The organism is Agromyces fucosus (assembly GCF_004134865.1).
Lineage (GTDB): Bacteria > Actinomycetota > Actinomycetes > Actinomycetales > Microbacteriaceae > Agromyces > Agromyces fucosus.
On sequence record NZ_SDPO01000001.1, the window covers coordinates 874,771 to 899,768 of the forward strand.

The 24,998-nt window shown below is 69.8% G+C and carries 24 protein-coding genes and 1 tRNA gene; 9 read left to right on the forward strand and 16 right to left on the reverse strand.

The annotated features are described in order from the left end of the window. Positions 1-35 precede the first annotated feature (35 nt). Genes ESP57_RS04055 through ESP57_RS04065 form a run of 3 tightly spaced genes read right to left on the reverse strand, consistent with a single transcriptional unit; the run spans position 36 to position 3,075 of the window. Positions 36-989, reverse strand: coding sequence for a type II secretion system F family protein (locus tag ESP57_RS04055; RefSeq protein ID WP_243648390.1), 954 nt, complete (start codon positions 987-989; stop codon positions 36-38). Beyond that, positions 977-1,846 carry a type II secretion system F family protein gene (locus tag ESP57_RS04060; protein ID WP_129230620.1) on the reverse strand — a complete coding sequence of 290 codons (870 nt, stop codon included), beginning with the start codon at positions 1,844-1,846 and terminating at the stop codon, positions 977-979. The genes ESP57_RS04055 and ESP57_RS04060 overlap by 13 nt, the downstream gene beginning before the upstream one ends. Beyond that, positions 1,843-3,075 carry a TadA family conjugal transfer-associated ATPase gene (locus ESP57_RS04065; protein WP_424219217.1) on the reverse strand — a complete coding sequence of 411 codons (1,233 nt, stop codon included), beginning with the start codon at positions 3,073-3,075 and terminating at the stop codon, positions 1,843-1,845. The genes ESP57_RS04060 and ESP57_RS04065 overlap by 4 nt, the downstream gene beginning before the upstream one ends. Before the next feature lie 141 nt (positions 3,076-3,216). Between ESP57_RS04065 and ESP57_RS04070 the strand changes: the two genes are divergently transcribed. From ESP57_RS04070 to ESP57_RS04080, 4 genes are all read left to right on the forward strand, one after another. Next, on the forward strand, positions 3,217-4,494 hold the full coding sequence (locus ESP57_RS04070; RefSeq protein ID WP_129230622.1) for an acyltransferase family protein: 1,278 nt from the start codon (positions 3,217-3,219) through the stop codon (positions 4,492-4,494). A gap of 15 nt (positions 4,495-4,509) precedes the next feature. Next, positions 4,510-4,591: transfer RNA gene (locus tag ESP57_RS04075), tRNA-Leu, on the forward strand. Positions 4,592-4,667: 76 nt separating this feature from the next. Further along, entirely contained in the window at positions 4,668-4,817 is a 150-nt protein-coding gene (locus ESP57_RS18360; RefSeq protein WP_157377054.1) for a hypothetical protein, read from the forward strand. A gap of 206 nt (positions 4,818-5,023) precedes the next feature. After that, positions 5,024-5,203, forward strand: a complete 180-nt coding sequence (locus ESP57_RS04080) for a hypothetical protein (protein WP_129230623.1) — start codon at positions 5,024-5,026, stop codon at positions 5,201-5,203. Positions 5,204-5,289: 86 nt separating this feature from the next. Here ESP57_RS04080 and ESP57_RS04085 read toward each other — a convergent pair whose 3' ends face one another. Further along, positions 5,290-6,156 carry an LLM class flavin-dependent oxidoreductase gene (locus ESP57_RS04085; RefSeq protein WP_129230624.1) on the reverse strand — a complete coding sequence of 289 codons (867 nt, stop codon included), beginning with the start codon at positions 6,154-6,156 and terminating at the stop codon, positions 5,290-5,292. A gap of 122 nt (positions 6,157-6,278) precedes the next feature. On the opposite strand from ESP57_RS04085, the gene ESP57_RS04090 reads away from it, so the two are divergent. Both ESP57_RS04090 and ESP57_RS04095 read left to right on the forward strand, forming a co-directional pair. After that, entirely contained in the window at positions 6,279-6,932 is a 654-nt protein-coding gene (locus ESP57_RS04090) for a biliverdin-producing heme oxygenase (RefSeq protein ID WP_129230625.1), read from the forward strand. A gap of 174 nt (positions 6,933-7,106) precedes the next feature. After that, on the forward strand, positions 7,107-7,847 hold the full coding sequence (locus tag ESP57_RS04095) for a DedA family protein (protein WP_199470591.1): 741 nt from the start codon (positions 7,107-7,109) through the stop codon (positions 7,845-7,847). A gap of 94 nt (positions 7,848-7,941) precedes the next feature. Here the strand turns inward: ESP57_RS04095 and ESP57_RS04100 are convergent, their stop codons facing one another. Beyond that, on the reverse strand, positions 7,942-8,862 hold the full coding sequence (locus ESP57_RS04100; RefSeq protein ID WP_056009882.1) for a cation diffusion facilitator family transporter: 921 nt from the start codon (positions 8,860-8,862) through the stop codon (positions 7,942-7,944). 138 nt (positions 8,863-9,000) lie between these two features. Continuing rightward, positions 9,001-9,936 carry an NAD-dependent epimerase/dehydratase family protein gene (locus tag ESP57_RS04105; protein ID WP_129230626.1) on the reverse strand — a complete coding sequence of 312 codons (936 nt, stop codon included), beginning with the start codon at positions 9,934-9,936 and terminating at the stop codon, positions 9,001-9,003. A gap of 108 nt (positions 9,937-10,044) precedes the next feature. Between ESP57_RS04105 and ESP57_RS04110 the strand changes: the two genes are divergently transcribed. Further along, positions 10,045-10,962 carry an RNA polymerase sigma-70 factor gene (locus tag ESP57_RS04110; protein ID WP_200941704.1) on the forward strand — a complete coding sequence of 306 codons (918 nt, stop codon included), beginning with the start codon at positions 10,045-10,047 and terminating at the stop codon, positions 10,960-10,962. Positions 10,963-11,035: 73 nt separating this feature from the next. Here the strand turns inward: ESP57_RS04110 and ESP57_RS04115 are convergent, their stop codons facing one another. Genes ESP57_RS04115 through ESP57_RS04125 form a run of 3 tightly spaced genes read right to left on the reverse strand, consistent with a single transcriptional unit; the run spans position 11,036 to position 14,433 of the window. Beyond that, the gene (locus tag ESP57_RS04115) at positions 11,036-12,529 is read right to left on the reverse strand and encodes a sensor histidine kinase (RefSeq protein ID WP_056009886.1); all 1,494 of its coding nucleotides are present in this window, start codon (positions 12,527-12,529) and stop codon (positions 11,036-11,038) included. Between the two features lie 28 nt (positions 12,530-12,557). Continuing rightward, positions 12,558-13,802, reverse strand: coding sequence for a CpaE/TadZ family protein (locus tag ESP57_RS04120; protein WP_129230627.1), 1,245 nt, complete (start codon positions 13,800-13,802; stop codon positions 12,558-12,560). A 1-nt stretch (position 13,803) separates the two neighbouring features. Next, on the reverse strand, positions 13,804-14,433 hold the full coding sequence (locus ESP57_RS04125; RefSeq protein ID WP_056009890.1) for an SAF domain-containing protein: 630 nt from the start codon (positions 14,431-14,433) through the stop codon (positions 13,804-13,806). A 122-nt stretch (positions 14,434-14,555) separates the two neighbouring features. Here ESP57_RS04125 and ESP57_RS04130 point away from each other — a divergent pair, with 122 nt between their 5' ends. Continuing rightward, the gene (locus tag ESP57_RS04130; protein ID WP_056009892.1) at positions 14,556-14,849 is read left to right on the forward strand and encodes a helix-turn-helix domain-containing protein; all 294 of its coding nucleotides are present in this window, start codon (positions 14,556-14,558) and stop codon (positions 14,847-14,849) included. An 11-nt stretch (positions 14,850-14,860) separates the two neighbouring features. On the opposite strand, the gene ESP57_RS04135 is transcribed toward ESP57_RS04130, so the two are convergent. Beyond that, positions 14,861-15,460, reverse strand: coding sequence for a hypothetical protein (locus ESP57_RS04135; protein ID WP_129230628.1), 600 nt, complete (start codon positions 15,458-15,460; stop codon positions 14,861-14,863). Positions 15,461-15,643: 183 nt separating this feature from the next. On the opposite strand from ESP57_RS04135, the gene ESP57_RS04140 reads away from it, so the two are divergent. Continuing rightward, positions 15,644-16,096 (forward strand): Rv3235 family protein, encoded by a 453-nt coding sequence (locus ESP57_RS04140; protein ID WP_129230629.1) that lies wholly within the window; start codon positions 15,644-15,646, stop codon positions 16,094-16,096. A 100-nt stretch (positions 16,097-16,196) separates the two neighbouring features. On the opposite strand, the gene secA is transcribed toward ESP57_RS04140, so the two are convergent. The 6 genes from secA to mtrA all read right to left on the reverse strand — a co-directional run bounded on the left by secA (position 16,197) and on the right by mtrA (position 24,977). Next, positions 16,197-18,983, reverse strand: a complete 2,787-nt coding sequence (gene secA / locus ESP57_RS04145) for a preprotein translocase subunit SecA (protein ID WP_056009896.1) — start codon at positions 18,981-18,983, stop codon at positions 16,197-16,199. Between the two features lie 189 nt (positions 18,984-19,172). Further along, a complete protein-coding gene (gene hpf / locus ESP57_RS04150; protein ID WP_056009898.1) occupies positions 19,173-19,880 on the reverse strand; it encodes a ribosome hibernation-promoting factor, HPF/YfiA family in 708 nt (235 codons plus the stop codon). A gap of 23 nt (positions 19,881-19,903) precedes the next feature. Beyond that, the gene (locus ESP57_RS04155; protein ID WP_165877365.1) at positions 19,904-20,755 is read right to left on the reverse strand and encodes a ComF family protein; all 852 of its coding nucleotides are present in this window, start codon (positions 20,753-20,755) and stop codon (positions 19,904-19,906) included. A 94-nt stretch (positions 20,756-20,849) separates the two neighbouring features. After that, a complete protein-coding gene (locus ESP57_RS04160; protein ID WP_162248739.1) occupies positions 20,850-22,544 on the reverse strand; it encodes an LpqB family beta-propeller domain-containing protein in 1,695 nt (564 codons plus the stop codon). After that, positions 22,534-24,288, reverse strand: coding sequence for an MtrAB system histidine kinase MtrB (gene mtrB, locus ESP57_RS04165; protein WP_115957399.1), 1,755 nt, complete (start codon positions 24,286-24,288; stop codon positions 22,534-22,536). Before mtrB ends, ESP57_RS04160 begins: the two co-directional genes overlap by 11 nt. Positions 24,289-24,296: 8 nt before the next feature. Continuing rightward, positions 24,297-24,977: an MtrAB system response regulator MtrA gene (gene mtrA, locus ESP57_RS04170; RefSeq protein ID WP_056009906.1), complete on the reverse strand. Its 681-nt coding sequence runs from the start codon at positions 24,975-24,977 to the stop codon at positions 24,297-24,299. Positions 24,978-24,998: the final 21 nt, after the last annotated feature.

Here is a 24,998-nt window from a genome sequence, read left to right on the forward strand (position 1 = left end):
GCACGGAGCCGTGCGTTCGGTGCGGCTGCGCCCCATCAGAAGCCCGCCTGAAGTACGAGATATCCCGGGAAGAGCGCGAACGCGATCGTCACCGGCAGGATCAGGAAGATCAACGGAACGAGCATCGCGACCTCTTTGCGGCCGGCCTGTTCGATGATCGTGCGCTTGGCTTCGTCGCGGGCATCGCCGGCCTGCGATCTGAGCACCGAGGCGAGCGGCGCACCCCGTTCGAGTGCGCCGAGCACCTGATCGAGGGCGCGCGAGAGCGCAGGATGATCGAGGTCGTCGCGAAGCCGAGCGAGCGCCTGCCCGAGCGGCACTCCCGTGCCGACGGACGCAACGGTCGCGGCGAACTCCTCGGGCAGCACGCCCGCCCCGCTGCCGAGGCGAGCCACCCGGCGGATCGCGTCGAGCATGCCCTCGCCCGCGGTGAGGCTCAGCGTGAGGAATTCGAGCACCGTCGGCAGCTCGGCCGAGATGCGGGCGAGCCTGCGACGAGCTGCGCGTTGCAGCATCCAGTCGCGCACGACGGCGCCGAGCGCCGCAGCGAGGAACGGCATGGCGATGCGAACGACCGTCGGCAGCGAGCCGAACGAGGGGGCGAGGATCGCGAGCGCGGAGGTCATCGCGAAGGCCGCAGCGCCCCACGCGAGTTGCTCGCCACGGAATCGCTCGACCGAGGCGGTCGAACCCGCCTGTCGCAGGCGTCGTGCGACGGTGTCCGCGCCACCCAGCCATTCGGAGATGACGGTGCGGAGGGCTCGGAGGATCGGTCGCACGAACATGCCGAGCACCGGCGTGGGGTCGGCGGGGCGATGGGCGAGCAGGGAGCGCGCCTCGGCCGAGATGTCGGCGACGTACGGCGCCACGCGGTCGATGAGCCGGGCGCGACCGATTCGCGGCACCGCCGACACGACGAGCCAGAGGCCGAGACCGAGCACGGCGCCGCAGAGGAGCCCGAGGGCGGGGACGCTGCTCAGTGGAACCATCGGCGCTCCTCGGGGAGACGTCCGAGGGCCACCATCGCCTGGTAGGCGACGATCGTCACCACCACGCCAGCGATGATCAGGGCAGCACCGGCCGCGGAATCGTAGGCGACGATGGCCTCGGGGCGGGATGCGAGCACCAGGAGCAGGAGCCACGGCGCCGCCACGCCGAGCCGCGCGGCATTGCGGATCCATGATTGCCGGGCGACGACCTCCGCACGCAGCGCCGCGTCTTCCCGCAGGTATCCCGAGAGGCCTCGCAGCACTGCCGTCACGTCGCTGCCGCCGACCTCTCGGGCCATGCGGAGGGTCTCGAGGATGCGATCGGCAACGGGATCGGCGAGCACGCCCTTCAATCGATCGAGGCACGCGCCGAAGTTGCCGGTGCGCCGGTACTCGTCGTCGAACGACGCGAATGCCGCCCTCGTCGACGCCGGACCGAGTTCGGCGAGTGCGCCGAGGCTGTCGGGGAGCGACATGCCGGCGCGAACGGAGGACACGAGGTGATCGACGACGTCGGGCCAGACCGCTCGATTGGCCGCCCGCCGCCGGGTGGCGCGGGCGTGCACGAGGAGTGGCACGAGCGCGGCGCCGAGCAGCGTCGCCACGATCGTGAGGACGGGAACAAGGAAGACCGCGTGTGCGACCGCGCCCGCCACGAGCGCGAACAGCACTGCGACGATCACGATCACGGCGATCGGCACGCCGGCGAGACCTGCGAGCGCGAGCTCATCGGAGATGCGGCTCGTGGCTGCACCGGGGCGACGCCCCGCCTCGGCCTTCGCCGGCCAGAGCAATGGAGAGACGGTCAACAGCAGGCCGAGACCGAGGAGTGCGCCGAAGACGAGGCTCGCGTTCATCGGGTCGCCGCCGAGAGCACGATGTCGGGGTCGAGCACGACAGCGCGGTATTTCTCGAGCCGGGCCGGTGCGGTGCCCGTCGGCACGAGCATGCCCCCTCGGGTCACGAAGATCGCCTCGGCGTCGACCGCAGCGCCGGTGCACTCGCCGGTCGGCGCCACGATCTCGGCGACCCGTCGGTGGCCGTCGCGATCGATCGTGAGGTGCACCACGATGTCGATGCAGCTCGCGACCGTGGGCACGACGAACGCGGAGTCGATGTTCCGACCCGCGAGGAGTGGCAGCGTGCACAGCTTTGCGAGCGCATCCCGCGCCGAGTTCGAGTGGATCGTGCACATCCCGGGAAGCCCCGAGTTGAGCGCGATGAGCAGGTCGAGGCTCTCGGCTTCGCGCACCTCGCCGACGATGAGGCGGTCGGGCCGCATGCGGAGCGCCTCCTTGATCAGGCGGCGCAGCGTGATCTCGCCGGTTCCCTCGAGGCTCGGCTGGCGACACTGCAACGCGACGAGGTCGCGCACATCGAGGTCGAGTTCGAACGTCTCCTCGACGGTGACGACGCGATCCCCCGTGCGCGCCCCCGACACGAGTGCGTTCAGCATCGTCGTCTTGCCGGTGTGCGTGGCGCCGGAGACGAGGATGTTCGCTCCGGCGAGCACGCTCATACGGAGGAACTCCGAGGCATGCGGCGTGAGCGAGCCGAGTTCGACGAGCGCCGCGAGCGAGCGGATGCGCCGCTGGAACTTCCGGACGTTCACCGACCAGTGCGACCTCGCCACATCGGGGATGGCGACATGCAGTCGTGAGCCATCGGGCAGGGTCGCATCGACGAACGGAGACGAGAGGTCGACGCGTCGGCCCGAGTGCTGCAGCATCCGCTCGACGAGTTCTCGCACCTCGCGGTCCGACAGCACGACCGTCGTCAGTTCTGCGATGCCGTGGCGCGCGACGAACACCTTCGTCGGCGCGTTGATCCATATCTCCTCGACGTCGGGGTCGTCGAAGAACGGCTGCAGCTGTCCGTAGCCCGTGATCGAGGCGACGACATCGCGCGTCGTGCCGACCTCGTCGCCGAGCTGGGCGTGCGCCCCTGAGAGTGCTCGCTCGCTGTAGCGCCTCACCTCTTCGTGCGCGTATCTCGCCGCAGCCGAGCCGTCGCGGGAGAGATCGACGCCGTCGCGCAGCACTCGGGTGCGCACCCGGTCGGCGATGGTGCGTACGGGGTCGGTCATGGCACCCATCATGCGATGCAACGGATGCCGCGCTCCGAAGTTATCCACAAGCCCGCGCGGGCCGTGGATCCGGACACGTCCACGCGCACCGGAGCCGCTCGCGCCGCTCACTAGAATCGGCTCACTCGAAGCGGAGGCAGCATGAGCATCTCACTCGACTCGGAGGTCGCGCGCGCGGCCATCGCGAAGCGCGATCTCGTCGTCGACCTCGCACGTGTGGCCTGCGTGCTGCTCGTGGTGGTCATCCACCTGCTCATGATCGGCGTCGGCATCGGAGCCGACGGCGCGATCATCGCCTCGCGCCCGCTCGAGGCCCAGCCCTGGTTCGCCGCCGCGACCTGGGCGGGGCAGATCATGCCGCTCTTCTTCGCCCTCGGCGGGTTCACCGCGCTCACCGCGTGGCACAGCCTCGAACGGCGCGGCGGCGACCAAGTCGACTTCGTGCGGGGCCGCGTGCTGCGACTCGCCCGGCCGGCGCTGCCGCTCTTCCTCTTCTTCTCGATAGCCCTCGGGACCGCGACGCTGGCCGGCGTCGACCCCGCCCTGCTCGACACGGTGGCGACGGGCGTCGGCAGTCCGCTCTGGTTCCTCGGGGCATTCCTGCTCGCACAGTCCTTCGCCCCGACGATGGTGCGGCTGCACGAGGTCGCTCCGGCCCGAACGATGCTCGTGCTGTTCACGGGTGCGGTCGTCGTCGACGCCGCGCGCATCGCGACCGGCATCGACGAGATCGGCCTCGCCAACCTCGTCTTCGTCTGGCTCTTCGTCCAGCAGCTCGGATTCTGGTACGCCGACGGATGGTTCAGGGCGAGGCATCCGGCCCAGCTCGTCGGGCTCATCGTGGTCGCCTACGCAGTGCTCGCCGGGCTTGTAGCTGCGGGTTGGTACTCCCCCGACATGCTCGTGAACCTCAACCCGCCGACCGTGCCCCTCGCCCTGCTCGGCATCGCGCAGGTGAGCCTGCTCACCCTCGTGCACCGGCCGCTCGCCGCCCTCATGCGCGGCAGGCGCATGCAGGCGGGCGTCTTCTTCCTCGGTGCCCGCGCCATGACGATCTACCTCTGGCACCTCCCGGTGATCATCGCCGTGGCCGGCCTCGCCCTCCTCGCCCCGCCCCTGTCGCCGGCCCCTGGCAGCGCCGCCTGGTGGCTGACACGAATCGTCGTCTTCGTCGTCGTGCTCGCGCTCGTGCTGCTCGTCTCCATGCCGCTTGCGCGGTTCGAGACGGCTCCGACGGCCGTCCCCGACGGCTTCCGGCGCCCGGATGCCGCGTCGACCTGGAGCGCAGCGGCGCTCACGCTGCTCCCGGCCTTCGCCGTCATGCAGTTCTTCCTCGACCTGCCCATCGCGCTGATCGGTGCCGGTTCACTCACGATCGCCCTCTGGCTGCTCCAGAGCCGGCGCACCCGCAACGCCTAGAATGATCGGGCACTCGCGGGAGTGGTGAAATCGGCAGACACGCAGGATTTAGGTTCCTGTGCCTTCGGGCGTGTGGGTTCAAGTCCCACCTTCCGCACTCGATTGCGCGCGATCCTGTCGAACCGTCGGTAGTCGCGGTAACGTCGAACCACAGACGTCTCAGGAGGAACATCATGACCGATTTCGTCGACCCGCTCGAAGAGCCGCTGAGCCTCGACCGCGACCCCAACCGTCCCGCATCGCTCGATCCCCTGATCAGCGAGGAATGGGTCGAGTACGACGCCGACGGCAACGAGATCAAGAAGGACGACACCTCGGCCTGAAGCTCGGCGACCGTCGCAAACCACTCGGGCAGGTCTGAGAGACCAGACCGGTTGCGGCCCGTCGTGATGCGCGCCCGCTCGTGCCAATAGATGCCGACGTAGCGGGAGTCGCAGCACGATCCTCGTGCCGCGCAAGCCCCTTCTGCGCGCTCGCCCGACGCGTTAGCGTCGGATCACCGGCAGCAACCGCAGGAGAGGACCCGATCATGACCGATTTCGTCGATCCGCTGGAAGAGCCACTCGACCTCGACCGCGATCCCGATGCACCCTTCGATCCCGACCTCGACGACGACCTGATCGATTCGGCCGAGGCCGATCGCGAGGCGACCACCGACGACTCCGACGACAGGCTGGGCGACACCGCACCGCTCGACGGCCTCGTATAGCGGCACGGGGCGACGCCGCGGTCGAGCGCCGCGGCCTCAGCCCGTGCAATCGGAGACGTGCGTCGCGACACCGGCCCGCGCCATGATCACGCCAGCGGCGGGCCTGCGCGCAGTCGGTCGCGTGAGTGATCGGCGACCCGGTCTGCGGGAACGCTCCAGTCGGACTCGAGCCACCACGTCGCGCCGGCTTCGGCCCACGGCCGGACGATCGCAGCGTCAGCCGCGGCATCCGTACCGGTGGTGGTGCCCTCCTGGATCACGTCGAACGGTCGGTCGGCCAGCCCCAGACGCTCACGCTCCGCGCGGATCCACGCGATCGCCTCTGCCGCGATCTCGGGGGTGAAGAGGCGCGCCTGCTCGTCGGCGCTCTCGGGTGAGTTGCCCGGCGGCGCGTAGTTCGGGATCCACCCGTCGAATCGGGCGACGCGGCGCATCGACTTCATGCGCGGCCAGAGCCCCACGACCCACGTCGGAATGCGCGGCTGCTGCACGATCGTGGGTGGCAGCATCGAGTCGGTGCGCTTCGCCCGATAGTGCTGCCCCTCGAACTCGAACGGCTCGGCGCGCCACAGCTGCTGCATAAGCTCGAGCGACTCGTCGAGCAGCTCGGCACGGTGCTTGCGCCCCGGGTCGTCTTCGAAGATCCAGAAGCGCGGCTCGGCCTCGGAGACCCCGAGCCCCGCCGACAGGATGACGCGACCGCCCGAGAGTCGGTCGACCGTCATGGTCTGGCCGGCGAGCTCCCAGGGCCGGCGCCGCGGCACCGGCGTCAGCATCGTGCCGAGTTTGATGCGGTCAGTCACCATCGCCGCGGCTGCGAGGGTCGCCCAAGGGTCGGTCGCCCAGATGCCCTCCCAGACGAAGAACCCCTGCCAACCGGATGCCTCGGCGAGCTGCGCCAGTTCGACCGCCACGTTCGGATCGCTGCCCGTGTAGATGAAGCCGTGTCGCATGCGACCGAGAGTAGGGCCGGCCACCGACATCCGTTGGCGTCCCTGTGCGACGAACACCGAGCGCCGTTCTGCATCGCCCCCTATGATGTAAGGCAAACCTAACCTAACCGAAGGGTCGCCTCATGACGATCGCCCCCACTGCCCCGGCCCGCACCGACGCCGAGCCCCTCGACGTCGCGGCGCTCGTGCGCGCGGCCTCCGCCGACGACCACAAGGCCGCGGAGTCCCGCGGTTACATCGTGCAGCTCATGGGCGGCGAGCTCTCGCTCGAGGAGTACACCCGCTACCTCGCACAGTTCGGCTGGGTGTACGAAGCGCTCGAGGAGCGCGGCAGCCGCGACGGCGACCCGGCGATCTTCGACCCCGAACTCGCCCGCATGGGCGCCATCGAGGCCGACCTGACCGCGCTCGGCGCCGCCGATTGGCGCACCTCGCACCCCGCGCTGCCGGCGACCGTCGAGTACGCCGCGCACCTGCGAGCCGTCTCCGACGACGACGTGCGCTACCTCGCGCACCACTACACGCGCTACCTCGGCGACCTCTCGGGCGGCCAGGCGATCGCCCGGCTCGTGGCCCGCCACTACGGCGCCACCCCGGAGCAACTCAACTTCTACCGCTTCGACATCGCCGAAGACGGGGTCGTGCGCTACAAGCGCGGCTACCGCGAGGCGATGAACGATCTCGCACTCGCGCCCGAGCAGGTCGATCTGCTCATCGCCGAGGTCCGCACCTCCTTCCGCATGAACAGCGCGATCTTCGAGGCGCTCTCGGCCTGACCTCGACGGCCGCTCGGCCGACCGCTCCGCGACTTGGCTCACCCCACGGGGTGAGCCGTCGTCATACTCGAGTCGGATGCCGCACGCAATCGCCCTCGGTAGACTGCAACGAAACCACGCCGCTGCTGACCCGGCAATCGCCGTGTCTCGACGACGACAGGAGATCCCCCAGTGATCCACACCTCGCTCATCCCCTGGCTCGACCCCGAGACGATCATCTCGGGCGCCGGCCCATGGGCGCTCGTCGTCGTCTGCGCGATCGTGTTCGCCGAGACCGGGCTGCTCGTCGGCTTCCTCCTGCCCGGCGACACGCTGCTCGTCATCTCGGGACTGCTCACCCACACGTCGCTCGTCTTCGGCGTCGACATCTGGTGGGTGTGCCTCGCGATCGGCATCGCGGCGTTCATCGGCGGCGAGGTCGGGTATCTCATCGGCCACAAGTTCGGTCCACGCGTCTTCGAACGCAAGGAATCGGGCCTGTTCAGCATCAAGAACGTCGAACGCACGAACGCCTTCTTCGAGCGCTTCGGCGCCCTCGCGATCATCCTCGCGCGCTTCGTGCCGATCGTTCGAACCTTCGCCCCGGTCGCCGCAGGCGTCGGCCACATGAACTACAAGAAGTACACCCTCTACAACCTCGTCGGCGCACTCATCTGGGGTGCAGGCCTCACGTACTTCGGGTACCTCATCGGCTACATCCCGCCGATCGCCGACTTCGTGCAGGAGTACATCGACGTCATCCTCCTCGGCGCCGTCGTCCTCACACTGATCCCCACGCTCTGGCACTACTTCGCCTCGGCCCGCAAGGCGAAGAAGGCCGAGCAGGCCGGCGCCGACGTCATCACCGACGAAGAAGAAGCCGCTCAGCTCGTGCTCGACCCCGAGGTCTTCGAGCGCGGCCCCGAAGACAAGTAACGGCTGCCCGGCGGCATCCGAACGTCACCTCGACCCCGAGGTCTTCGAGCGCGGCCCCGAAGACAAGTAACGGCTGCCCGGCGGCATCCGAACGTCACGGATGTCGCGATCGCTCCTGCTCCGCCCGGCCCGCCGGCTCGAGCTGGAACGTCGAGTGCTCGACGTCGAAGTGATCGCTGAGGCATCCGCCGAGCTCGTCGAGCAGTTCGCCCGTGCGGCCCGAGGCGAACACCTCGGGCGCGACCTCGACATGCGCGCTGAACACGTGCGAACCCGAGGTGATCGCCCACACGTGTACGTCGTGCACCGCGACGACGCCGTCGGTGCGGAGGATGTGCGCCCGGATCTCCGCGACGTCGGTGTCGGCCGGCGCCGACTCGAAGAGCACCCGTGCGACGTCGCGGAGCAGTGACAGTGCTCGCGGCACGATGAGCGCCGCGATCAGGAGCGATGCGATCGGGTCGGCGGCATCCCAGCCCGTGAAGACGATCACGAGGGCTGCGGCGATGACCAGCGCGGAGCCGATCATGTCTCCGAGCACCTCGAGGTAGGCGCCACGGAGGTTGATCGACTCCTTGGCTCCGCCCCGCAGCACGAGCATCGCCGCGACGTTCGCGACGAGGCCGATCGCCGCGACGACGAGCATCGGCACGCCCTGCACCTCGTGGGCCTCGCCCTCCGCGCCGCTCATCAGCCGGCCGACGGCGCCGATCGCAACCGAGACGGCGACGACCACGAGGATCACGCCGTTCACGAGCGCCCCGAGGACCTCCGCCCGCCGGTACCCGTAGGTCTGGCGATCGGTCGCCGGCCGGGCCGCGACGAAGGCGGCCACGAGCGCGATGACGAGCCCGATGAGGTCGCTCGCCATGTGTCCGGCATCGGCGAGCAGTGCGAGGGAGCCGCTGAAGACGGCGCCGATCACCTGCACGACGAGAAAGGCGCCGATGATCGCGATCGCGATCCAGAGACGGGTGCGGTTCGCGGTCGCTGCGTGGTCGTGATCGTGTGCCATGTCACGTCCAGCGTAGGCCGGGAATCGGCGTTCGGCTCAAGATAGGAATGAGTCGCGTTCTCAGGCGTGCGATCGCGCCGATGCCGGCGACCGCGCGCGCCCACCGGCGCAGGCGGTCTCGTCGACCAGGTCGACGCGTCACCCGAGCCCGGTGCGGAATCCCTCCCGCCAGCTCGGCCAGATCGGTGTCCAGCCCAGTTCGCGCTTCGCCTTCGCGTTCGACGCCCCGCGCACCTGCGTCATCATGGAGACCCCGTGCTCGCCGATGAGCGGCTTCGCCACCCAGGCGGGCACGTGCATCGGCGGCTTCGCACCGACCGCCTCGGCGAGCGCGGGCAGCCACTCCGAGACGGGCGCCGGCTCGTCGTCGACGATGTTGTACACGCCGGCAGGGCCTCGAAGCACGGCTGCGGCGGTTGCGGATGCCGCGTCGTCGATGTGGCAGAACGAGGTGACGCCCGTGCCGCCGCCCACGAGGGGCAGCTTGCCCGCCTCGAGCATCGTCACCATCTCGCCGCCACGTCCGAGCGCCTGCCCGGGGCCGTACAGCGCGCCGTAGCGCAGCGCGAGGCCGCCGGCAGCGGACGTCGCCTCCTCCACGTGCCGGACCGCCGCGAGCGTCTCCCTCGAGGCATCCGTCGGGTGAGGATCCAGCGGATCCTCCTCGGTCTTCACGGCGCCGCCGGTGCGTTCGCTCGGCCAGCCCGCATAGCTCTGCGCGATGAATCGCGCCGTACCGACCTCGGTGCCCGCCGCCAGCAGGTGGTCGGTGCCGCGCGTGCGCAGCTCGTTCGTCGTGGCGAAGGTGCGATCGAAGTGCTTGAGGTCGGAGACGCCGCCCGAGAGCGCCGTCAGCTCGTGCACGATCACGTCGGGTCGCGCCTCGAGCACGGCGGCGCGCACGGATGCCTCATCGAGGCCGTCCATCACGAGCCCGCGCGCCCCGGCCGCTTCGAGGTCGGCCACTCGTTCGGGCCTGGTCGTCGTGCCGAACACCTCGTGGCCGTCGGCCAGCAGCAGCGGCACGAGCCTTGTTCCGATGGCGCCCGTGGCGCCGGCGATGAACACTCGCATCTCGGTCTCCTCTACTCTCTCACCACCTCCGACGAGGATGCCGCCGCATCTGTGACACCGCATCCGAGATCCGTCGCCGCCTGCTGTGCGCTGTGCCATCCTCGAAGCATGTCGATGACCGACGAGGCGCAGGCGGCGCTCCGACCACTCATGTTCTCCGTCGCCTACCGCATGCTCGGAAGCGTGGTCGAGGCGGAGGACGTCGTGCAGGACGCCTACGTGCGCCTGCAGGAGCGAACGGTGTCGGGCGAGGAGATCCGGAATCCAGACGCCTTCGCCGTCACGGTCACCACCCGGCTCGCCATCGACGTGCTGCGATCGGCGCGGCGCACTCGCGAGGTCTACGTCGGACCGTGGATGCCCGAGCCCCTGCCCGACGACGATGCGGATCCCGCCCACCGCATCGAACGCGACGAGACGCTGTCGTTCGCCTTCCTCGCCGTACTCGAGCGACTCGGCCCGGTGGAGCGGGCCGTGTTCCTGCTCCGCGAGGTGTTCACCTACGACTATCGGGCGATCGGCGACGTCGTCGATCGTGACGAGGCGGCCTGCCGACAGATCCTGCACCGGGCGAAGGCCCGGCTCGCCGAGCGGCGGCCGCGGTTCGACGGGGTCGACGAACGAGATTCCGCGCTCGCCGATGCGTTCTTCGCCGCGCTCGAGGCTGGCGACGTCGACGGTCTCGTCGACCGTCTCGCCGACGACGTCGTGTTCTACGGCGACGGCGGCGGCAAGGCACCGGCCATCCAGCACCCGATGCACGGCGCGCTCGCCGTGGCGCGGTTCCTCGCCGGCCTCGTTCGACGAGGTTCCCGGGTCGGTGTGCGATTCGAGCGGCGCTCGGTGAACGGCGCTCCCGCACTGTGGGTTCGCGCGCCCGACGGCGCACTGCTGAGCGTGCTGATGGTCGAGTTCGCCGACGGCTCCGCGCAAGTGGTCGCGAACCAACTGAACCCCGAGAAGCTCGCGCACCTCGGCCCGGTCGGCGACACCGTCGCGCTCTTCGGCGGCCGTCCCGAGGCCTGAGGAGGCGTGTTCCGAGGCCGCCGTAGGAACACCGCGGCCGCAGTCGGCACGGCCACCCGCGGCATCCGCTCGATCAGGCCGGCGCGATCCAGCGGAGCGGAACCTCGATCGTGACCTCGGTGCCGCGCCCGACGACCGTGTGCCAGTCGATCGTGCCGCTCAGCTCGCCCTGGATGAGCGTGCGCACGATCTGCGTGCCGAGCCCCTCGCCCACCTTGCCCTCGGGCATGCCCGAGCCGGTGTCGCGCACGGTCACGCTGAGCGTCGTCTGCGAGCGGTCGGCCGAGATCTCGACGTCGCCCTCTTGACCGGCGAGGCCGTGCTCGACCGCGTTCGTGACGAGCTCGGTGAGCGCGAGCGCGAGCGGCGTCGCGTACGCGCTCGGCAGCACGCCGAACGAACCCGAGCGCTTGGGGTGGGCCGTCGTGTTGTGGGCTGCGGCGACCTCGGCGACGAGCAGCAGCGTGCGGTCGAACACCGCATCGAAGTCGACGTTCTGCGAGAGACCCTCTGAGAGGGTGTCATGCACGACGGCGATCGCCCCGACGCGGCGCATCGCCTGCGTGAGCGCCTCACGCGCCTCGTCGGAGTGGGTGCGGCGGGCCTGGATGCGAAGGAGCGACGCGACGGTCTGCAGGTTGTTCTTCACCCGGTGGTGGATCTCGCGGATCGTCGCGTCCTTGGTGATGAGCTCCTGCTCCTGGTGACGGAGCTCGGTGACGTCGCGGCTCAGTACGATCGCGCCGATGCGCTCACCGCGGTGGCGGATCGGGATCGCCCGGAGCGACACCGTGACCCCGCGCGATTCGACGTCGGTGCGCCAGGGTGCGCGTCCGGTCACGACGAGCGGGAGCGACTCGTCGACCACGAGCTTGCCGGAGAGGAGGCGCGTGGTCACCTCGGCGAGCGACTCGCCCTCGAGCTCGTCGTCGAAGCCCATTCGGTTGAACGCGGAGAGGGCGTTCGGGCTCGCGAACGTCGTGATGCCGTCGACGTCGAGGCGGATGAGGCCGTCGGAGGCGCGTGGGGCGCCGCGACGCGGCCCGGTCGGCGCACCGAGATCGGGGAAGTCCCCCGACGCGATCATCTGGAAGAGCTCTTCGGCGCACTCGTTGAACGTGAGCTCCTGCCGGCTCGGCGTTCGCGTGGCACCGAGGTTGGTGTGGCGGGTGATCACCGCGACGGGCTCGGGCGCCACGCTCGTGCCGGTCGTCGTGAGACGGCGCATGACGGGCACGGCACGCACCCGGGTCGGCATCTCCTCGTACCAGTCGGGAGCGGACGAGTCCACGATGCGAGCGGTCGAGTAGGCCTGGCCGACGAGCTCGCGCCACTGCGGCTTGATCTCCTGGCCGACGAAGTCCCGGTAGAACAGCGTCGCGGCGCTCGACGGGCGCGAATGGGCGACGGCGACGAACGCGTCGTCACCGGAGGGCACCCACAGCACGATGTCGGCGAACGCGAGATCGGCGAGCAGCTGCAGGTCGCCGACGAGCATGTGCAGCCAGTCGACATCGGCCTGACTGCTGCGGCCCTGGGCGAGGACGAGATCACTGAGGGTCGACACGGTTCAAGCGTACTGCCCGTGCCACGTCTCAGGTCGCCGCCCGCCGCAGGGCCGGAATCGCGAGGCCGCGACGACGCACCGGCTTCGGGGTGGGAAGGAGCCCGTCGAGGGCGTAGTCGCGGATGGCCGTGCGCAACGGCGACCGCGGCGCGGCGTCGCGCAGTGTGCGGGCCGTGAGGATCGCGGCATCCGTCGCCTTGGAGTCGTGCGGCAACAGCGTCGCGTCGCCGAGTCCGCCGAACCGGCGCAGCGTCTGGCGCACCTGGGCGTGGGCGTCGATGCCCAGCGCGCTCGTCCGCACGCGGTTCACGACCACGTCGACCCGTTCGGGATCCACGAGGTCCACGAGGTCCACGTGTCCGCGGAGCAGTCTCGACAGCCCGACGGGGTCGGCGAGGCCGACGGCGACGACGCGGTCGGCCGCGGCGAGTGCGGAGAAGGTCGCCGCGTTGCGACGCGGTGCGAACTGATCGCTCGTCAGCTCCTCGTCGCGCTCGAGGCTGAACCCGGTGTCGACGACGACGTACTCGACCCACGCCCGCATCGCCCCGATCGCCGCGGTGACCCGCTCGCCCGCGAGTTCGGGCCAGCGGCTCGGTCCGACGAGTCCCGTGAACACGTTGAAGGCGGCGCGAGGTGCCGAGTACCGCTGCGCGATGCGCTCGAGCTCGACGCGATCGAGCGCATCGGAGCCGGCGAGCCGGCACGCCGACGCGAACCCCGGCGCCTCGTCGAGGAGCCCGAGGGCCGGCGCGATCGCCCCGCCGTACGGGTCGCCGTCGACGAGCGCGACCGTGTGGCCCGCGGCCGCGATCTCGGCAGCGAGGTTCACGGCCAAGGTGGTGCGGCCGGGTGCTCCGCTCGGCCCCCAGACGGCGATCACGGATGCCGCGCGCTCCTGTCGCGCGAGGAGGTCGCCCACGCGCGACGGCACCGGCACGCCCCCGCTCACGAGCGGTTCGATCTCCGCCCACGGCGCCGAGTGGTCGACGACCTCGTGCAGCCCGAGCTGCGTCGCGTGGGCGCGCTCTGCGTCGCTCGCCGCGAGCGCGATGAGACGGATCCCCCGCTCGTCGCAGCCGGCGAGCAGTTCGGCAGTCAGCGTGGTGCGGGCCGCGCTGACGACCGCGAGGTCGGGAACGAGCACATCGAGGTTGTCGAGTACGGCACGCCAGCTCGCGAGGCGGGCGACGATCGTGTGGCCGTGCTCGACGATGTCGGCGAGGATGCGGTCTTCGGTGGCGCCGTCGAGCGCGAGCGCGAGTCGTGCCACGTCATTCCCCCGACGATCGGGCGGGCACGAGGTCGATCGCGTCACCCGAGGCCAACGCGCCGAGCAGCGCAGCGACCTTCTCGCGGGGCACGAGGAGCTCGACCGAGGTGCCGCCCGTCGACACCATGCCCTCGGCCTCGATGACGCCGGCGATCTCGGCGCCCGAGACGAGCACGGTGGGCGGTTCGTACCCGCGCTCCGCCTCCTTCGCCGTCCAGACGTCGACCCGCGTCCCCGCGGCGACATCGGCGGGCAACGGCCCCCTGCTCGGCACGACGACGGTCGCGAGTCCGGTGCGATCGGTCTCGTCGACGGCGGCATCGGGCACGAGTTCGCCGGCATCGATCGTCCGCGCGACGACCAGCCCGCCCTCGGGGAAGTCGCCCTCGGTCAGGTACCGCGATGTGCTCGTACCGAGGCGTACCGACTCGGTGGCGAGATCGTCGGCCCGGATGTGCGTGCCCGGTGTCAGGGTCTCCCGCGCGACGTAGACCTCCACGCCGTCGTCGAGGCCGGAGACCAGTGTCCAGACGCCGAACGTCGACGCCGCGATGAGGACGATGCCGATGACGAGGCGCGGGTCGAGGCGGACCGCTCCTCGCTCGGCGCGCTGCTGGCGATCTGCCGACATGTGCGTTCCCTTCGGAATGGCGCCGGGTCGCGCCGTCGTCCATCGTCGCCTGAAGCCGCGACACGGGTCCGAAGTTATCCACAATCGTCTCCGCCGGGTGCCGGCCGGTCGATAATCGAGACATGACCTCTCCAGGTTCGGGCGACGAGATCGGCCGGTTCCTCACGCTCGCCGACGCGGCCGAGATCCTCGCCGTCGACGTCGCGGCGGTCGACGAGCTGATCCGGTCCGGTGAGCTGCCGGCGATCCGAGTCGGCTCGGCCGGGCCGTGGCGCATCGAACGAGTGCAACTCGAGGTCTGGATCGAGATCCAATACGAGGAGACCCGCAAGATCTCCGCTTGGAACGAGGGCGAGTTCTCCAACATCACCGAACTCTCCGGCGCCCGCACCGGACGGCTGCGGCCGGTCGACTGATCGGCGCTTCGTCAGCGGAAGTCGACGACCAGCAGCCGGGCGAAGGGAACGATGCGGTAGCCGTGAACCGCGTTGTCGCGACGCGGCCGATCGGCGTCGTGGAGAGCGAGGTCGAGATGGTCGCGCGCAACTCGGTCGATCGTGCCGTGCACCTCGCCGTCGATGGTGCAGAGACGCACGGGGGTTCGGCGCCGGCAGAGATCGCGCAGCACGAACGGCAGCCCGATGCGTTCAGCGATGCGAGCGGATGCCTCGGGGACGGACTCGAGGCTCGGCTCCAATTGCGAATGCGAGGGCAGCACGGCCGCGATCGCCGCGATGGGCACGACGCACTGCAGCTCGAGCTGCGACGGCGCCGCCGACCGACCACTGACCCAGTCCCGGCCGAACACCTGCGGGCGAAGCGAGATCGTGCGCCCTCCGTGCAATTCGATCCGCACGGATGCACCGGCGCCGTCGGAGTCCGATCGCGCGATCGCCGTGAGGCGGTCGCGCAGGGTCAGCCTGCCCAGCCGGAGTCGCTCCTCCTCGATCGCAAGGGCGCGCTCCTCATCACGCTGCTCCTGGTCGAGCTGCGACTCGAGGTCGTCGAACAGGAGGTCCCAGCGCATGCAGTGACGCTACCCCGCGACGTTGCCGGCCCGAAACGTTATCCACAGGCGGCGAAATTCCTTGACACCGTTTCCACCGCTCATTTACGGTTCACTCAGGAATCACCCATGTCCCCCACACGGGGGTGATCCTGTCGCACGGTCGAAAGACCATGCGAGCCACTCCTCCCCCATGGAGCACAGATGACCGCACGCGACGCGATCGGCGCCCGAACCGCCGTCAGCCGCAGCTCTTCGGCGCGCATCCTCGCCGATGACGACGAGTTCTTCGCACGCCAGCCTGCACGCCGCACCGAGCTGCCCGACCCCGAGCCGCTCCTGCGCAGCCTCACGCATTGCGTGATCGAGGCCCTGGCCGGCGCACGCGACCTCGAGCAACTCGCCAGGTGGGTCGACGACGACGTCTACCGCAACCTGTCGAAGCGGGTCGTGCTTGCGGCGCGCGCGCGTCGGGCCAAAGGCCAGGCGCCGCAGCGCCCCGCGTTCTCCGTCGGTCGCGTGCACCTGTACGAGCCGACCGACGGCGTGATCGAGGCCGTCGTCATGGTGCACCAGCGAGCGCGCTCCCGAGCAGTCGCGATCCGCATCGAGGGCTTCGATCAGCGCTGGCGCGCGAGCGCAATCGGCGTGCTCTAGACCCTTCGATCAGCGCTGGCGCGATCGCCATCGACTGCCCTCGACCGGACACGCGAAACCCCGGCGGTGCACTGCACCGGCCGGGGTCTCGAGACGCGTGTCAGTTGCCCTTGCGGTCCTGTGCCCGACGCTCGGCGCGGTTCTGCGGCGCGACCTCGCCCCCGGTGCGCTGACCGAAGGCTCCGCGCGACTCTTCGGCAGCGGGAGCCTGGCTCTCTGCGACGGCACGGCGCGCACGCTGCGTCGCGGCCTGCTGCACCTGGCCACGCTGGTTGCGCACCTCCACGCCGCCTGCGTCGCTCGGCGCCGAATAGCTGAGCTTGTCGTCGGTCGCACCCTGGCGGCCGAGCCCCTTCGCCTCGATCTTCGCTCCGGCGGCACCTGCCTGCGGCGCCACCTCCACCTCGAGGTTGAAGAGGAAGCCGACGGTCTCCTCGCGGATCGAGCCCATCATCTGCTGGAACATCGCGTAGCCCTCGCGCTGGTACTCGACCAGCGGGTCGCGCTGCGCCATGGCGCGCAGGCCGATGCCGTCCTTCAGGTAGTCCATCTCGTAGAGGTGGTCGCGCCAACGGCGGTCGATGACCGAGAGCACGACGCGGCGCTCGAGCTCGCGCATGGCGGGCGACCCGAGCTGCTCCTCGCGGCGGCGGTAGGCGACCTTGGCATCGGAGAGGATCTCACGGCGGATGAAGTCGCGGTTGACCCGGCCCTTCTCACCGGCCTCTGCGACGACCTCGTCGATCGTGATGCCGATCGGGTAGAGCGTCTTCAGCTCGGTCCAGAGCGCGTCGAAGTCCCACTCGTCGGGGTTGCCCTCGGCCGTGTGCGAGTCGAGCACCTCGTCGATGACGTCTTCGAGGAACTTCTGCGTGCGCTCGTGCAGGTCGTCGCCCTCGAGGATGTGCCGGCGGTCGCTGTAGATCGCCTCGCGCTGACGGTTCAGCACGTCGTCGTACTTGAGCACGTTCTTGCGGATCTCGGCGTTGCGCGCCTCGACCTGCGACTGGGCTGAGCGGATGGCCCGCGAGACCACCTTGGACTCGATGGCGACGTCGTCGGGCACGCCGCGCGACATGAGGCTCTCGGCGGCGCCGGCGTTGAACAGACGCATGAGGTCGTCGGTGAGCGAGAGGTAGAACCGGCTCTCGCCGGGGTCGCCCTGACGGCCGGAACGACCGCGCAACTGGTTGTCGATGCGACGCGACTCGTGACGCTCGGTGCCGAGCACGTAGAGGCCACCGGCGCTGAGGACCTTCTCGGCCTCGACGGCGACCTCGGCCTTGACCTTCTCGAAGACCTCGTCCCAGGCGGCCTCGTACTCGTCGGGAGTGTCGACGGGGCTGAGCCCCCGCTCGTGCATGAGCTGCACGGCGATGAACTCGGCGTTGCCGCCGAGCATGACGTCGGTACCACGACCGGCCATGTTCGTCGCGACGGTGACCGCACCGTGGCGGCCGGCCTGAGCGACGATCGCGGCCTCACGAGCGTGGTTCTTGGCGTTCAGCACCTCGTGGCGCACGCCCTTCTTGGCGAGGAGGCGCGACAGGTACTCGCTCTTCTCGACGCTCGTCGTGCCGACGAGCACGGGCTGGCCCTGCTTGTGGCGCTCGACGATGTCCTCGACGACCTGGGCGAACTTCGCCTCCTCGTTCTTGTAGACGAGGTCGGGCTGGTCGATGCGCACCATCGGCTTGTTCGTGGGGATCGGCACCACGCCCAGCTTGTAGGTCGACATGAATTCGGATGCCTCGGTCTCGGCGGTACCCGTCATGCCCGAGAGCTTCGAATAGAGGCGGAAGTAGTTCTGGAGCGTGACGGTCGCGAGGGTCTGGTTCTCGGCCTTGACCTGCACGCCCTCCTTCGCCTCGATCGCCTGGTGGATGCCCTCGTTGTAACGGCGACCGACCAGGATGCGGCCGGTGTGCTCGTCGACGATCAACACCTCGCCGTTCATGACGACGTAGTCCTTGTCGCGCTTGAACAGGGCGTTCGCCTTGATCGAGTTGTTGAGGAACGAGATGAGCGGCGTGTTCGCCGACTCGTAGAGGTTGTCGATGCCGAGGTAGTCCTCGACCTTCTCGATGCCGGGCTCGAGCACACCGACGGTGCGCTTCTTCTCGTCGACCTCGAAGTCGACGTCGGGCACGAGCCGCTTCGCGAGGTTCGCGAACTCGGTGAACCAGCGGTTCGCCTCGCCCGAGGCGGGGCCCGAGATGATGAGCGGCGTGCGGGCCTCGTCGATGAGGATCGAGTCGACCTCGTCGACGATCGCGAAGTGGTGGCCGCGCTGCACCATGTCGCTCGCCTGCCACGCCATGTTGTCGCGCAGGTAGTCGAAGCCGAATTCGTTGTTCGTGCCGTACGTGATGTCGGCGGCGTACTGCTCACGGCGCACCTGCGGGTTCTGGCCGGCGACGATGCATCCGGTGGTCATGCCGAGGGCGCGGAAGACGCGGCCCATGAGCTCCGACTGGTAGCTCGCGAGGAAGTCGTTGACCGTGATGACGTGCACGCCACGGCTCGTGAGGGCGTTCAGGTACGCGGCGGTCGTCGCGACGAGGGTCTTGCCCTCACCGGTCTTCATCTCGGCGATGTTGCCGAGGTGGAGCGCGGCCCCGCCCATGAGCTGCACGTCGAAGTGCCGGAGGCCGAGCGTGCGGCGGCTCGCCTCGCGCACCGCGGCGAATGCCTCGGGCAGGAGGTCGTCGAGCGACTCGCCGTTCGAGTAGCGTTCGCGGAGCTCGACGGTCTCATTGCGCAACTCGTCGTCGCTGAGCGATTGGAATCCGTCTTCGAGGGCGTTGATCGCCGCTGCGTAGTTCTCCAGCCGCTTGAGGGTGCGGCCCTCGCCGACGCGGAGGACCCTTTCCAGAATCGAAGCCACGAATGTTCTCCTGTTGTCGTTGGGCGCACGGCCGCGGATGCAGTCCGGGCACGCCCGCTGCCGCCATGCAGACGGCTATCTTAGCCATGCTAGCGGTGAACGGGCTGCCCGCTCCCGACCCCGTCGGACGCTCGGCCGGAACCGAACGACCCGGCGGGGTCGGCGAGCACACGACTCAGGCGATCGCCCTCACGCGGTGGCGCGCTGCAGCTCGACGGGCGACGTCGTCGGCGAGCGTCCCTCCGCTCGCTCGTCGAGCCCGATGAGCCCGTAGTCCCAGCCCTTCCGGCGGTACACGACGCTCGGCCGGCCCGACTCGGTGTCGACGAAGAGGTAGAAGTCGTGCCCGACGAGCTCCATGAAGTAGAGCGCGTCGTCGACCGTCATGGGCGTCGCCGTGAACACCTTGCGACGGATGACGACCGGCGTGTACACCTCGTCTTCATCGACGTGCGGTTCGAACTCGTCGACGACGGGAATGCTGCCGGTACGCACTTGCGCGAGCACCTCGGGAGCTGCGGCGTGCACTCCGACATCGGAGAATCCGGCGTCGGTCGCCTCCCGGAGGGAGGTCGGTCGTCGGGATCCTCCACGGTGGACCTTCCGGCGATCCTTCGCCCGCCGGACGCGCTCGAGCAATCGCCCGAGTGCGACGTCGAACGCCGCGTACTTGTCCGAGCCGTCGGCTTCGGCACGGACCACGGGTCCCTTGCCGACGAGGGTGAGCTCGACGCGGTCGGGCCCGGGGTTTCCGTTCTTCTCATTGTGCCGACTGAGCTTCACGTCGAGTGAGATCGCGCGCTCTGCCAGATGAGACACCTTCTCGGACTTCTCCGCCACGTAGGCGCGGAATCGGTCCGTGATCCCCAGGTTTCGTCCGACGATGTTCAGTTCCATGACGACCTCCGTTCACCGACGTGTCACCCGGTTCTGAAGGGTGGATCGACCACGCCTGTCCTGCCACCGTAGCCCCCTTGCGCGGCGATGTCACGGAGTGTTTCCCGTGAGGTGCCTGCATGTCGCGGGAACCTGCGCGGCGTCTCGGCGAGGACCGAGATCGCCACCGTCTCGCCACCGGAGGCGGCGAGCGCGCGCACCGCCTCGGCGAGCGTCGACCCCGTCGTGACGATGTCGTCGACGAGCAGGAAGCGGCGCCCGGCGAGCGGAGCGGGGTGCTCGCCGTGCGGTCGCCCGAACCAGCGGCGGGAGCGCACGAGCGGCCCGGCGACGAGCCCGCCGGCCGCATTCCGTCGACGCTCCTCGGCGTCCAGTCCGGCCTGGTCGGCGCGATCCCTCGCAAGCGCGAGCACGGGCGCCGTTCGGATGCCGCACCGCCCGAGCAGCACCTCGACGGGCACGTATCCCCGTGCCCGCCGTGCCTCCGACGTCGACGGGATCGTGCACACCTCGACCGGGACGCCGATGCGCACCGTGACGAGCGCGGCGAACAGCGCCGCCCGCAGTGCCGGCACGAGGGCCGGCGCGGCATCCGTTCGAGCCCCGTCCTTGAAGGCACCGATCACGGATGCCGCGGCTCCCGCGTACTCGACGCCGGCCCAGATCTCGAGGCCGAGGCGATCGACGCGCCGCGGTGCCGGCACGAGTGCAGCCCGGCACAGCGCGCACACGGCGCGATCGACAGCACCGCAGCCGGAGCATGAGACAGGCAACAGCACCGCGAGCGCATCGTGGAGGGACTCGCGCGCCCCACGCAGCAGACGCGTGCGGAGCACTGAGTCGGCCTCGCGATCGTCGGCGTGGCTCTCGGACACTCCCGCAGCCTCGCAGGGGTCGAGGCAGACGGGCCTCCGGCGGATCCTCGGCGGGCGGATCCCGCCCCTTGAGGGGCTGGGGAGGGCGGGTGGGTCAGTCGGGCTGCTGCGAGGCCAGGAGCCGGATGCCCGTCGCTCTCGCCTGCCAGCCGACGCCGCTGGGCGCCTCGAGGTCGCCTGCGCCCGTCAGGATCCGGAGATCGTGCACGCTGTTGCCACCGTCGATCGCGACGCCGCCGTCGGGCCCCGCCCGCGGGACGGCGAAGCCGCCGAGCTCCTGGGTGATCACGCGCGTGCTCCCGTCGGGTAGTGCCGTGAGCGAAGCGACGGTGCGGGAATCCAGCCAGGTGACGTCGCGCGGCACGCCGGCGACATCGGAGAGCCCGAGCGTGACCGCGCTGAGCGCGACCGGGGTACCCGCGGCATCCCGCTGGATCGAGGCGGCGACGAATTGCGTCGAGGTGCCATCGCCGAGGAGCGCAACGAGCCTCGTCGAGTCCCGTGAGATCTCGAGGGCGGCGATCGACGCTCCGGTCCACGGCACGGCGAGCTGGATCGGCTCGAGCGACCGGTCGGCGGGGTAGGCGACGAGTTGCCCCGGAAGTCCGGCGGGCACCGACCAGACGGCGCCCGTGCCGTCGATCGCGGGCACGATGAGTCCGCCTCGAGGATCGAGCGACTCCGCTTCCTCCCCTGCCCGGACGACCGAGACTCCATCGGCCGCGAGCACCGCGGCGGCCTCAGCGCCGGCGCCGAGCGCCGCCCCCATCGGGGCCAGCGCCTCGACTTGCGGTGAGAGGTCGGGTATCTGCTCGATGCCGGCCCCGGAGGCGGCGAGGTATCCGAAGGTCGTGCCGTCGAAGACGACGGGCCGCGGATCGACCGGGGGGTTCCTGACCGGCTCGGGCGAGAGCTCGGGCACGTCCTGCTCGGCGCCGTTCAGTGAAAGCGACACGGAATCGACGTTGCTCACCCCGTCGAGGCTCGCCTCCAACTGGAACTGCATGCGCTGCACGCTCGTGACATCGTCGTCAGTCGCCCCGGTGACGTCGACGCTCGCCACGCGCCCTGCGATGGGCACGGACGCCGAATCGAGACGCGTTCCCTCGGGGAATGCCGAGCGGACCCCCGCCTTCAGCCACTCCGACGGACCGACCAGCAGCGCCCGAACGATGCTCGTCTGCGCCGAGTCGCGACCGGCGAACCACCGGAGGTCTGGGACGAGATAGTCGAAGTCGTACGAATAGAAGTAGAGGGGGTAGCTGCTGAAACTCTGCACGAACGTCGTCTGGTCGATCAACAGGCCGTCAGGCGCGACCGAGATTCGCCACTGCCCCTCGTCGTCCTGCTCGAGTTCGTAGCCGAGCTCCAGCGGCGCGATCGAGTCGGAGATGTCGTACTGGCCCGTCGCCGAAAGCTGCGCAGCGGGCGTCGCATCCGCGACGACCGCTGTCGTGCCGACCTGCGTGAACTCACGGTCGGCGAGCACGTCGACGGTCGCGGCGGCGTAGGGGTTCCACTCGTCGGCGAAGGCCGGCGTGAGAAACTCACGGGCCGCCTGGTACTTGTTGCGCGGGCTCGCCGCGGCGTCGATGAAGCCCTTGACGATGTCCAGCTGCGAGGCGTCCTTCGCCGGCGGCGCGACGATCGTGTCCAACTCGGGCAACTCGTCGACGATGGGTGGTGATCCGGCGTTGACGCCGCCAGAACTCGGAATCGACACGCAGCCGCCGAGCAGGCCGGCGACCACGGCGACGAGGGATGCGGCGAGCACTCCTCTACGCATCATGCGCCTCCCATCCCCCGTTGCCGACCTGCTTCGTCGATGCGGCGCGCCCTGCTGCATCCGTCTCGACGCTCGTGTCGGCATCGACGGCGCGTACCACTCCCGTCGCAGGCGGACCGGTGGCATCGATGTCCTCGGGTTCCAGCGGTAGAGGCGACTCGACGAGCTCGTCGGCGAAGTCGCCGGATCGGGGCAGGGTGAGGCGGAACACCGTACCGAATCCGCGTCGCGACCAGACGTCGAGCGTGCCGCCGTGGGCGACGGCGTCTTCGAGGGCGATGGCGAGTCCGAGCCCGGTGCCGCCGATCGTGCGAGTGCGACTGGGGTCGGCCCTCCAGAACCGATCGAAGACGCGGGCGGACTCGTCGGCGGTCATGCCGAGACCGTAGTCGCGCACCGACAGTGCGATCGCCTCCTCGTTGCTGTCGACCGCGACGACGATGGGCCGACCCTCGCCGTGCTCGATCGCGTTGCCGAGCAGGTTTCTCACGATGCGGCGGATGCGACGGGGATCGACCCTCGCGTCGAGGTGACCGCCCGGCGCTTCGAGTCGGAGTTCGCTGCCCCGGCTGCGTGCGAGTTCGTGCATCGACTCGATCGCATCGCCGGCGAGGTGCACGAGGTTCGTCGCCTCGGTCGCGAGCTCCACCGAACCCGCGTCGTAGCGGCTGATCTCGAGGAGGTCCGCGAGCAGCGTCTCGAAGCGCTCGGTCTGCGTGTGCAGCAGTTCGACGGTTCGAGAGGTCGGGCCGGGGAAGTCGTCGCGCTGCCCGTAGAGGACATCGCCGGCGAGTCGGATCGTCGTCAGAGGTGTTCGCAGTTCGTGCGAGACGTCGGAGACGAACCGCTGCTGCATGACCGAGAGCTCGGCGAGCTCACGGATGCGGGCCTGGAGACTGTCGGCCATCCCGTTGAACGATGCGGCGAGCGTCGCGAGCTCGTCCTCGCCCTTCTCGGGCATGCGAACGCCGAGGTCGCCGGCCGCGAGTCGGCGGCTCGTCGTCGCCGCCGAACGGATCGGTTCGATCACCCAGCGCACGACGAGCAGTGTGGTCGCGCTCAGCAGCACGAGCAGCGCCACCGCACCGATCGTGCCGACCAGCTGCATGAATGCGAGCGTCTCCTGGGCTGCGGCGAAGCTGTAGCCGACGTACAGCCCGTAGTCCCCGACCCCTGGCACGCCGATCGAGCTGCCGACGACGATCCCGGGGCCGACGGCGCCGTCGTCATCCTCGAGCGCAACCGACTGCCAGTACTGCCCGCCGGGGTCTGCACGCACGTGACCCTGCAGTTCGGGGGTGATGACGCCCCCCTGGAGGATCGGCGCGATGCGCGTCGGCGGAGCGGTCGAGGTCGACACGACGCCTGGCTGAATGTAGGCGATCGCAGGACTGCCCGAGACCCTGCTGACCGTGGTCACGATGTCGGCCATGACCCCCTGCATCGACGCCGGGTCGGCGGCGTCGGCGCCGTCGAGGATGCTCTGAGCAGCGAGCGTCGCCTGGTTGGCGTCGCCGAGGGCGCTGTCGAGCTGCGTCTTGAACAGGTTCGACGCGATGCTGAACGAGATGTACAGCCCGATCACGAAGATCGCGAGCGACGACAGCGCGAACGTGATGAGGACGGTGCGGAACTGCAGGGAATGCCGCCACAGTTCGAGGGCGCGGCGCGGCAGCGCGGCCAGGGCGCGCCGGATCTCGCGCCACGAACCGACCCCGAACCGGGCCGGGGCCTCCGCCTGCGACATCCGGGCCCCTAGGTGGTCGCGCCGGCTCGATACCCGACGCCGCGCACCGTCATGACGATGCGGGGGTTGTCGGGGTCGTGCTCGACCTTCGCACGGAGGCGCTGCACGTGCACGTTCACGAGCCGGGTGTCGGCCTTGTAGTGATAGCCCCACACCTGTTCGAGCAGCATCTCGCGCGTGAAGACCTGCTGCGGCTTCGACGCCAGGGTCAGGAGGAGGTCGAACTCGAGCGGCGTGAGGTTGATGCGGGTGTCGCCGCGTCGCACCTCGTGGCCGGCCGCGTCGATCGTGAGGTCGCCGACACTGAGGGTCGAGACCGCCTGGTCGGGCGTGGGCCGCAGGCGCGTGCGGATGCGCGCGACCAGCTCCTTCGGGTTGAAGGGCTTGACCATGTAGTCGTCGGCACCCGACTCGAGGCCCTTGACCACGTCGGACGTGTCGGTCTTCGCGGTCAGCATGATGATGGGCGTTCCGGACTCAGCGCGGATGCGACCGCACACCTCGATGCCGTCGATGCCCGGCAGCATGAGATCGAGCAGCACGAGGTCGGGCTTCGATTCGCGGAAGGCGGCGAGCGCTCCCGTGCCGTCGGCGCAGAAGAAGGGCTCGAACCCTTCGGTGCGCAGCACGATGCCGATCATCTCGGCGAGGGCCGTGTCGTCATCGACGACGAGTACGCGTGGGTTCATCGTTCATTCCTGTCAGCACCG

What these genes read in the sequence shown, in the direction of transcription:
- ESP57_RS04110 (WP_200941704.1), top strand. Translation starts at nt 10,045, where the DNA reads ATGTCGATGACCGACGAGGCGCAGGCGGCGCTCCGACCACTCATGTTC.
- hpf (WP_056009898.1), bottom strand. Translation starts at nt 19,880, where the DNA reads ATGGAACTGAACATCGTCGGACGAAACCTGGGGATCACGGACCGATTC.
- ESP57_RS04090 (WP_129230625.1), top strand. Translation starts at nt 6,279, where the DNA reads ATGACGATCGCCCCCACTGCCCCGGCCCGCACCGACGCCGAGCCCCTC.
- ESP57_RS04080 (WP_129230623.1), top strand. Translation starts at nt 5,024, where the DNA reads ATGACCGATTTCGTCGATCCGCTGGAAGAGCCACTCGACCTCGACCGC.
- ESP57_RS04070 (WP_129230622.1), top strand. Translation starts at nt 3,217, where the DNA reads ATGAGCATCTCACTCGACTCGGAGGTCGCGCGCGCGGCCATCGCGAAG.
- ESP57_RS04060 (WP_129230620.1), bottom strand. Translation starts at nt 1,846, where the DNA reads ATGAACGCGAGCCTCGTCTTCGGCGCACTCCTCGGTCTCGGCCTGCTG.
- ESP57_RS04160 (WP_162248739.1), bottom strand. Translation starts at nt 22,544, where the DNA reads ATGATGCGTAGAGGAGTGCTCGCCGCATCCCTCGTCGCCGTGGTCGCC.
- ESP57_RS04085 (WP_129230624.1), bottom strand. Translation starts at nt 6,156, where the DNA reads ATGCGACACGGCTTCATCTACACGGGCAGCGATCCGAACGTGGCGGTC.
- ESP57_RS04065 (WP_424219217.1), bottom strand. Translation starts at nt 3,075, where the DNA reads ATGACCGACCCCGTACGCACCATCGCCGACCGGGTGCGCACCCGAGTG.
- ESP57_RS04135 (WP_129230628.1), bottom strand. Translation starts at nt 15,460, where the DNA reads ATGCGCTGGGACCTCCTGTTCGACGACCTCGAGTCGCAGCTCGACCAG.
- ESP57_RS04055 (WP_243648390.1), bottom strand. Translation starts at nt 989, where the DNA reads ATGGTTCCACTGAGCAGCGTCCCCGCCCTCGGGCTCCTCTGCGGCGCC.
- mtrB (WP_115957399.1), bottom strand. Translation starts at nt 24,288, where the DNA reads ATGTCGCAGGCGGAGGCCCCGGCCCGGTTCGGGGTCGGTTCGTGGCGC.
- ESP57_RS04100 (WP_056009882.1), bottom strand. Translation starts at nt 8,862, where the DNA reads ATGGCACACGATCACGACCACGCAGCGACCGCGAACCGCACCCGTCTC.
- ESP57_RS04105 (WP_129230626.1), bottom strand. Translation starts at nt 9,936, where the DNA reads ATGCGAGTGTTCATCGCCGGCGCCACGGGCGCCATCGGAACAAGGCTC.
- mtrA (WP_056009906.1), bottom strand. Translation starts at nt 24,977, where the DNA reads ATGAACCCACGCGTACTCGTCGTCGATGACGACACGGCCCTCGCCGAG.
- ESP57_RS04130 (WP_056009892.1), top strand. Translation starts at nt 14,556, where the DNA reads ATGACCTCTCCAGGTTCGGGCGACGAGATCGGCCGGTTCCTCACGCTC.
- ESP57_RS18360 (WP_157377054.1), top strand. Translation starts at nt 4,668, where the DNA reads ATGACCGATTTCGTCGACCCGCTCGAAGAGCCGCTGAGCCTCGACCGC.
- ESP57_RS04140 (WP_129230629.1), top strand. Translation starts at nt 15,644, where the DNA reads ATGACCGCACGCGACGCGATCGGCGCCCGAACCGCCGTCAGCCGCAGC.
- ESP57_RS04125 (WP_056009890.1), bottom strand. Translation starts at nt 14,433, where the DNA reads ATGTCGGCAGATCGCCAGCAGCGCGCCGAGCGAGGAGCGGTCCGCCTC.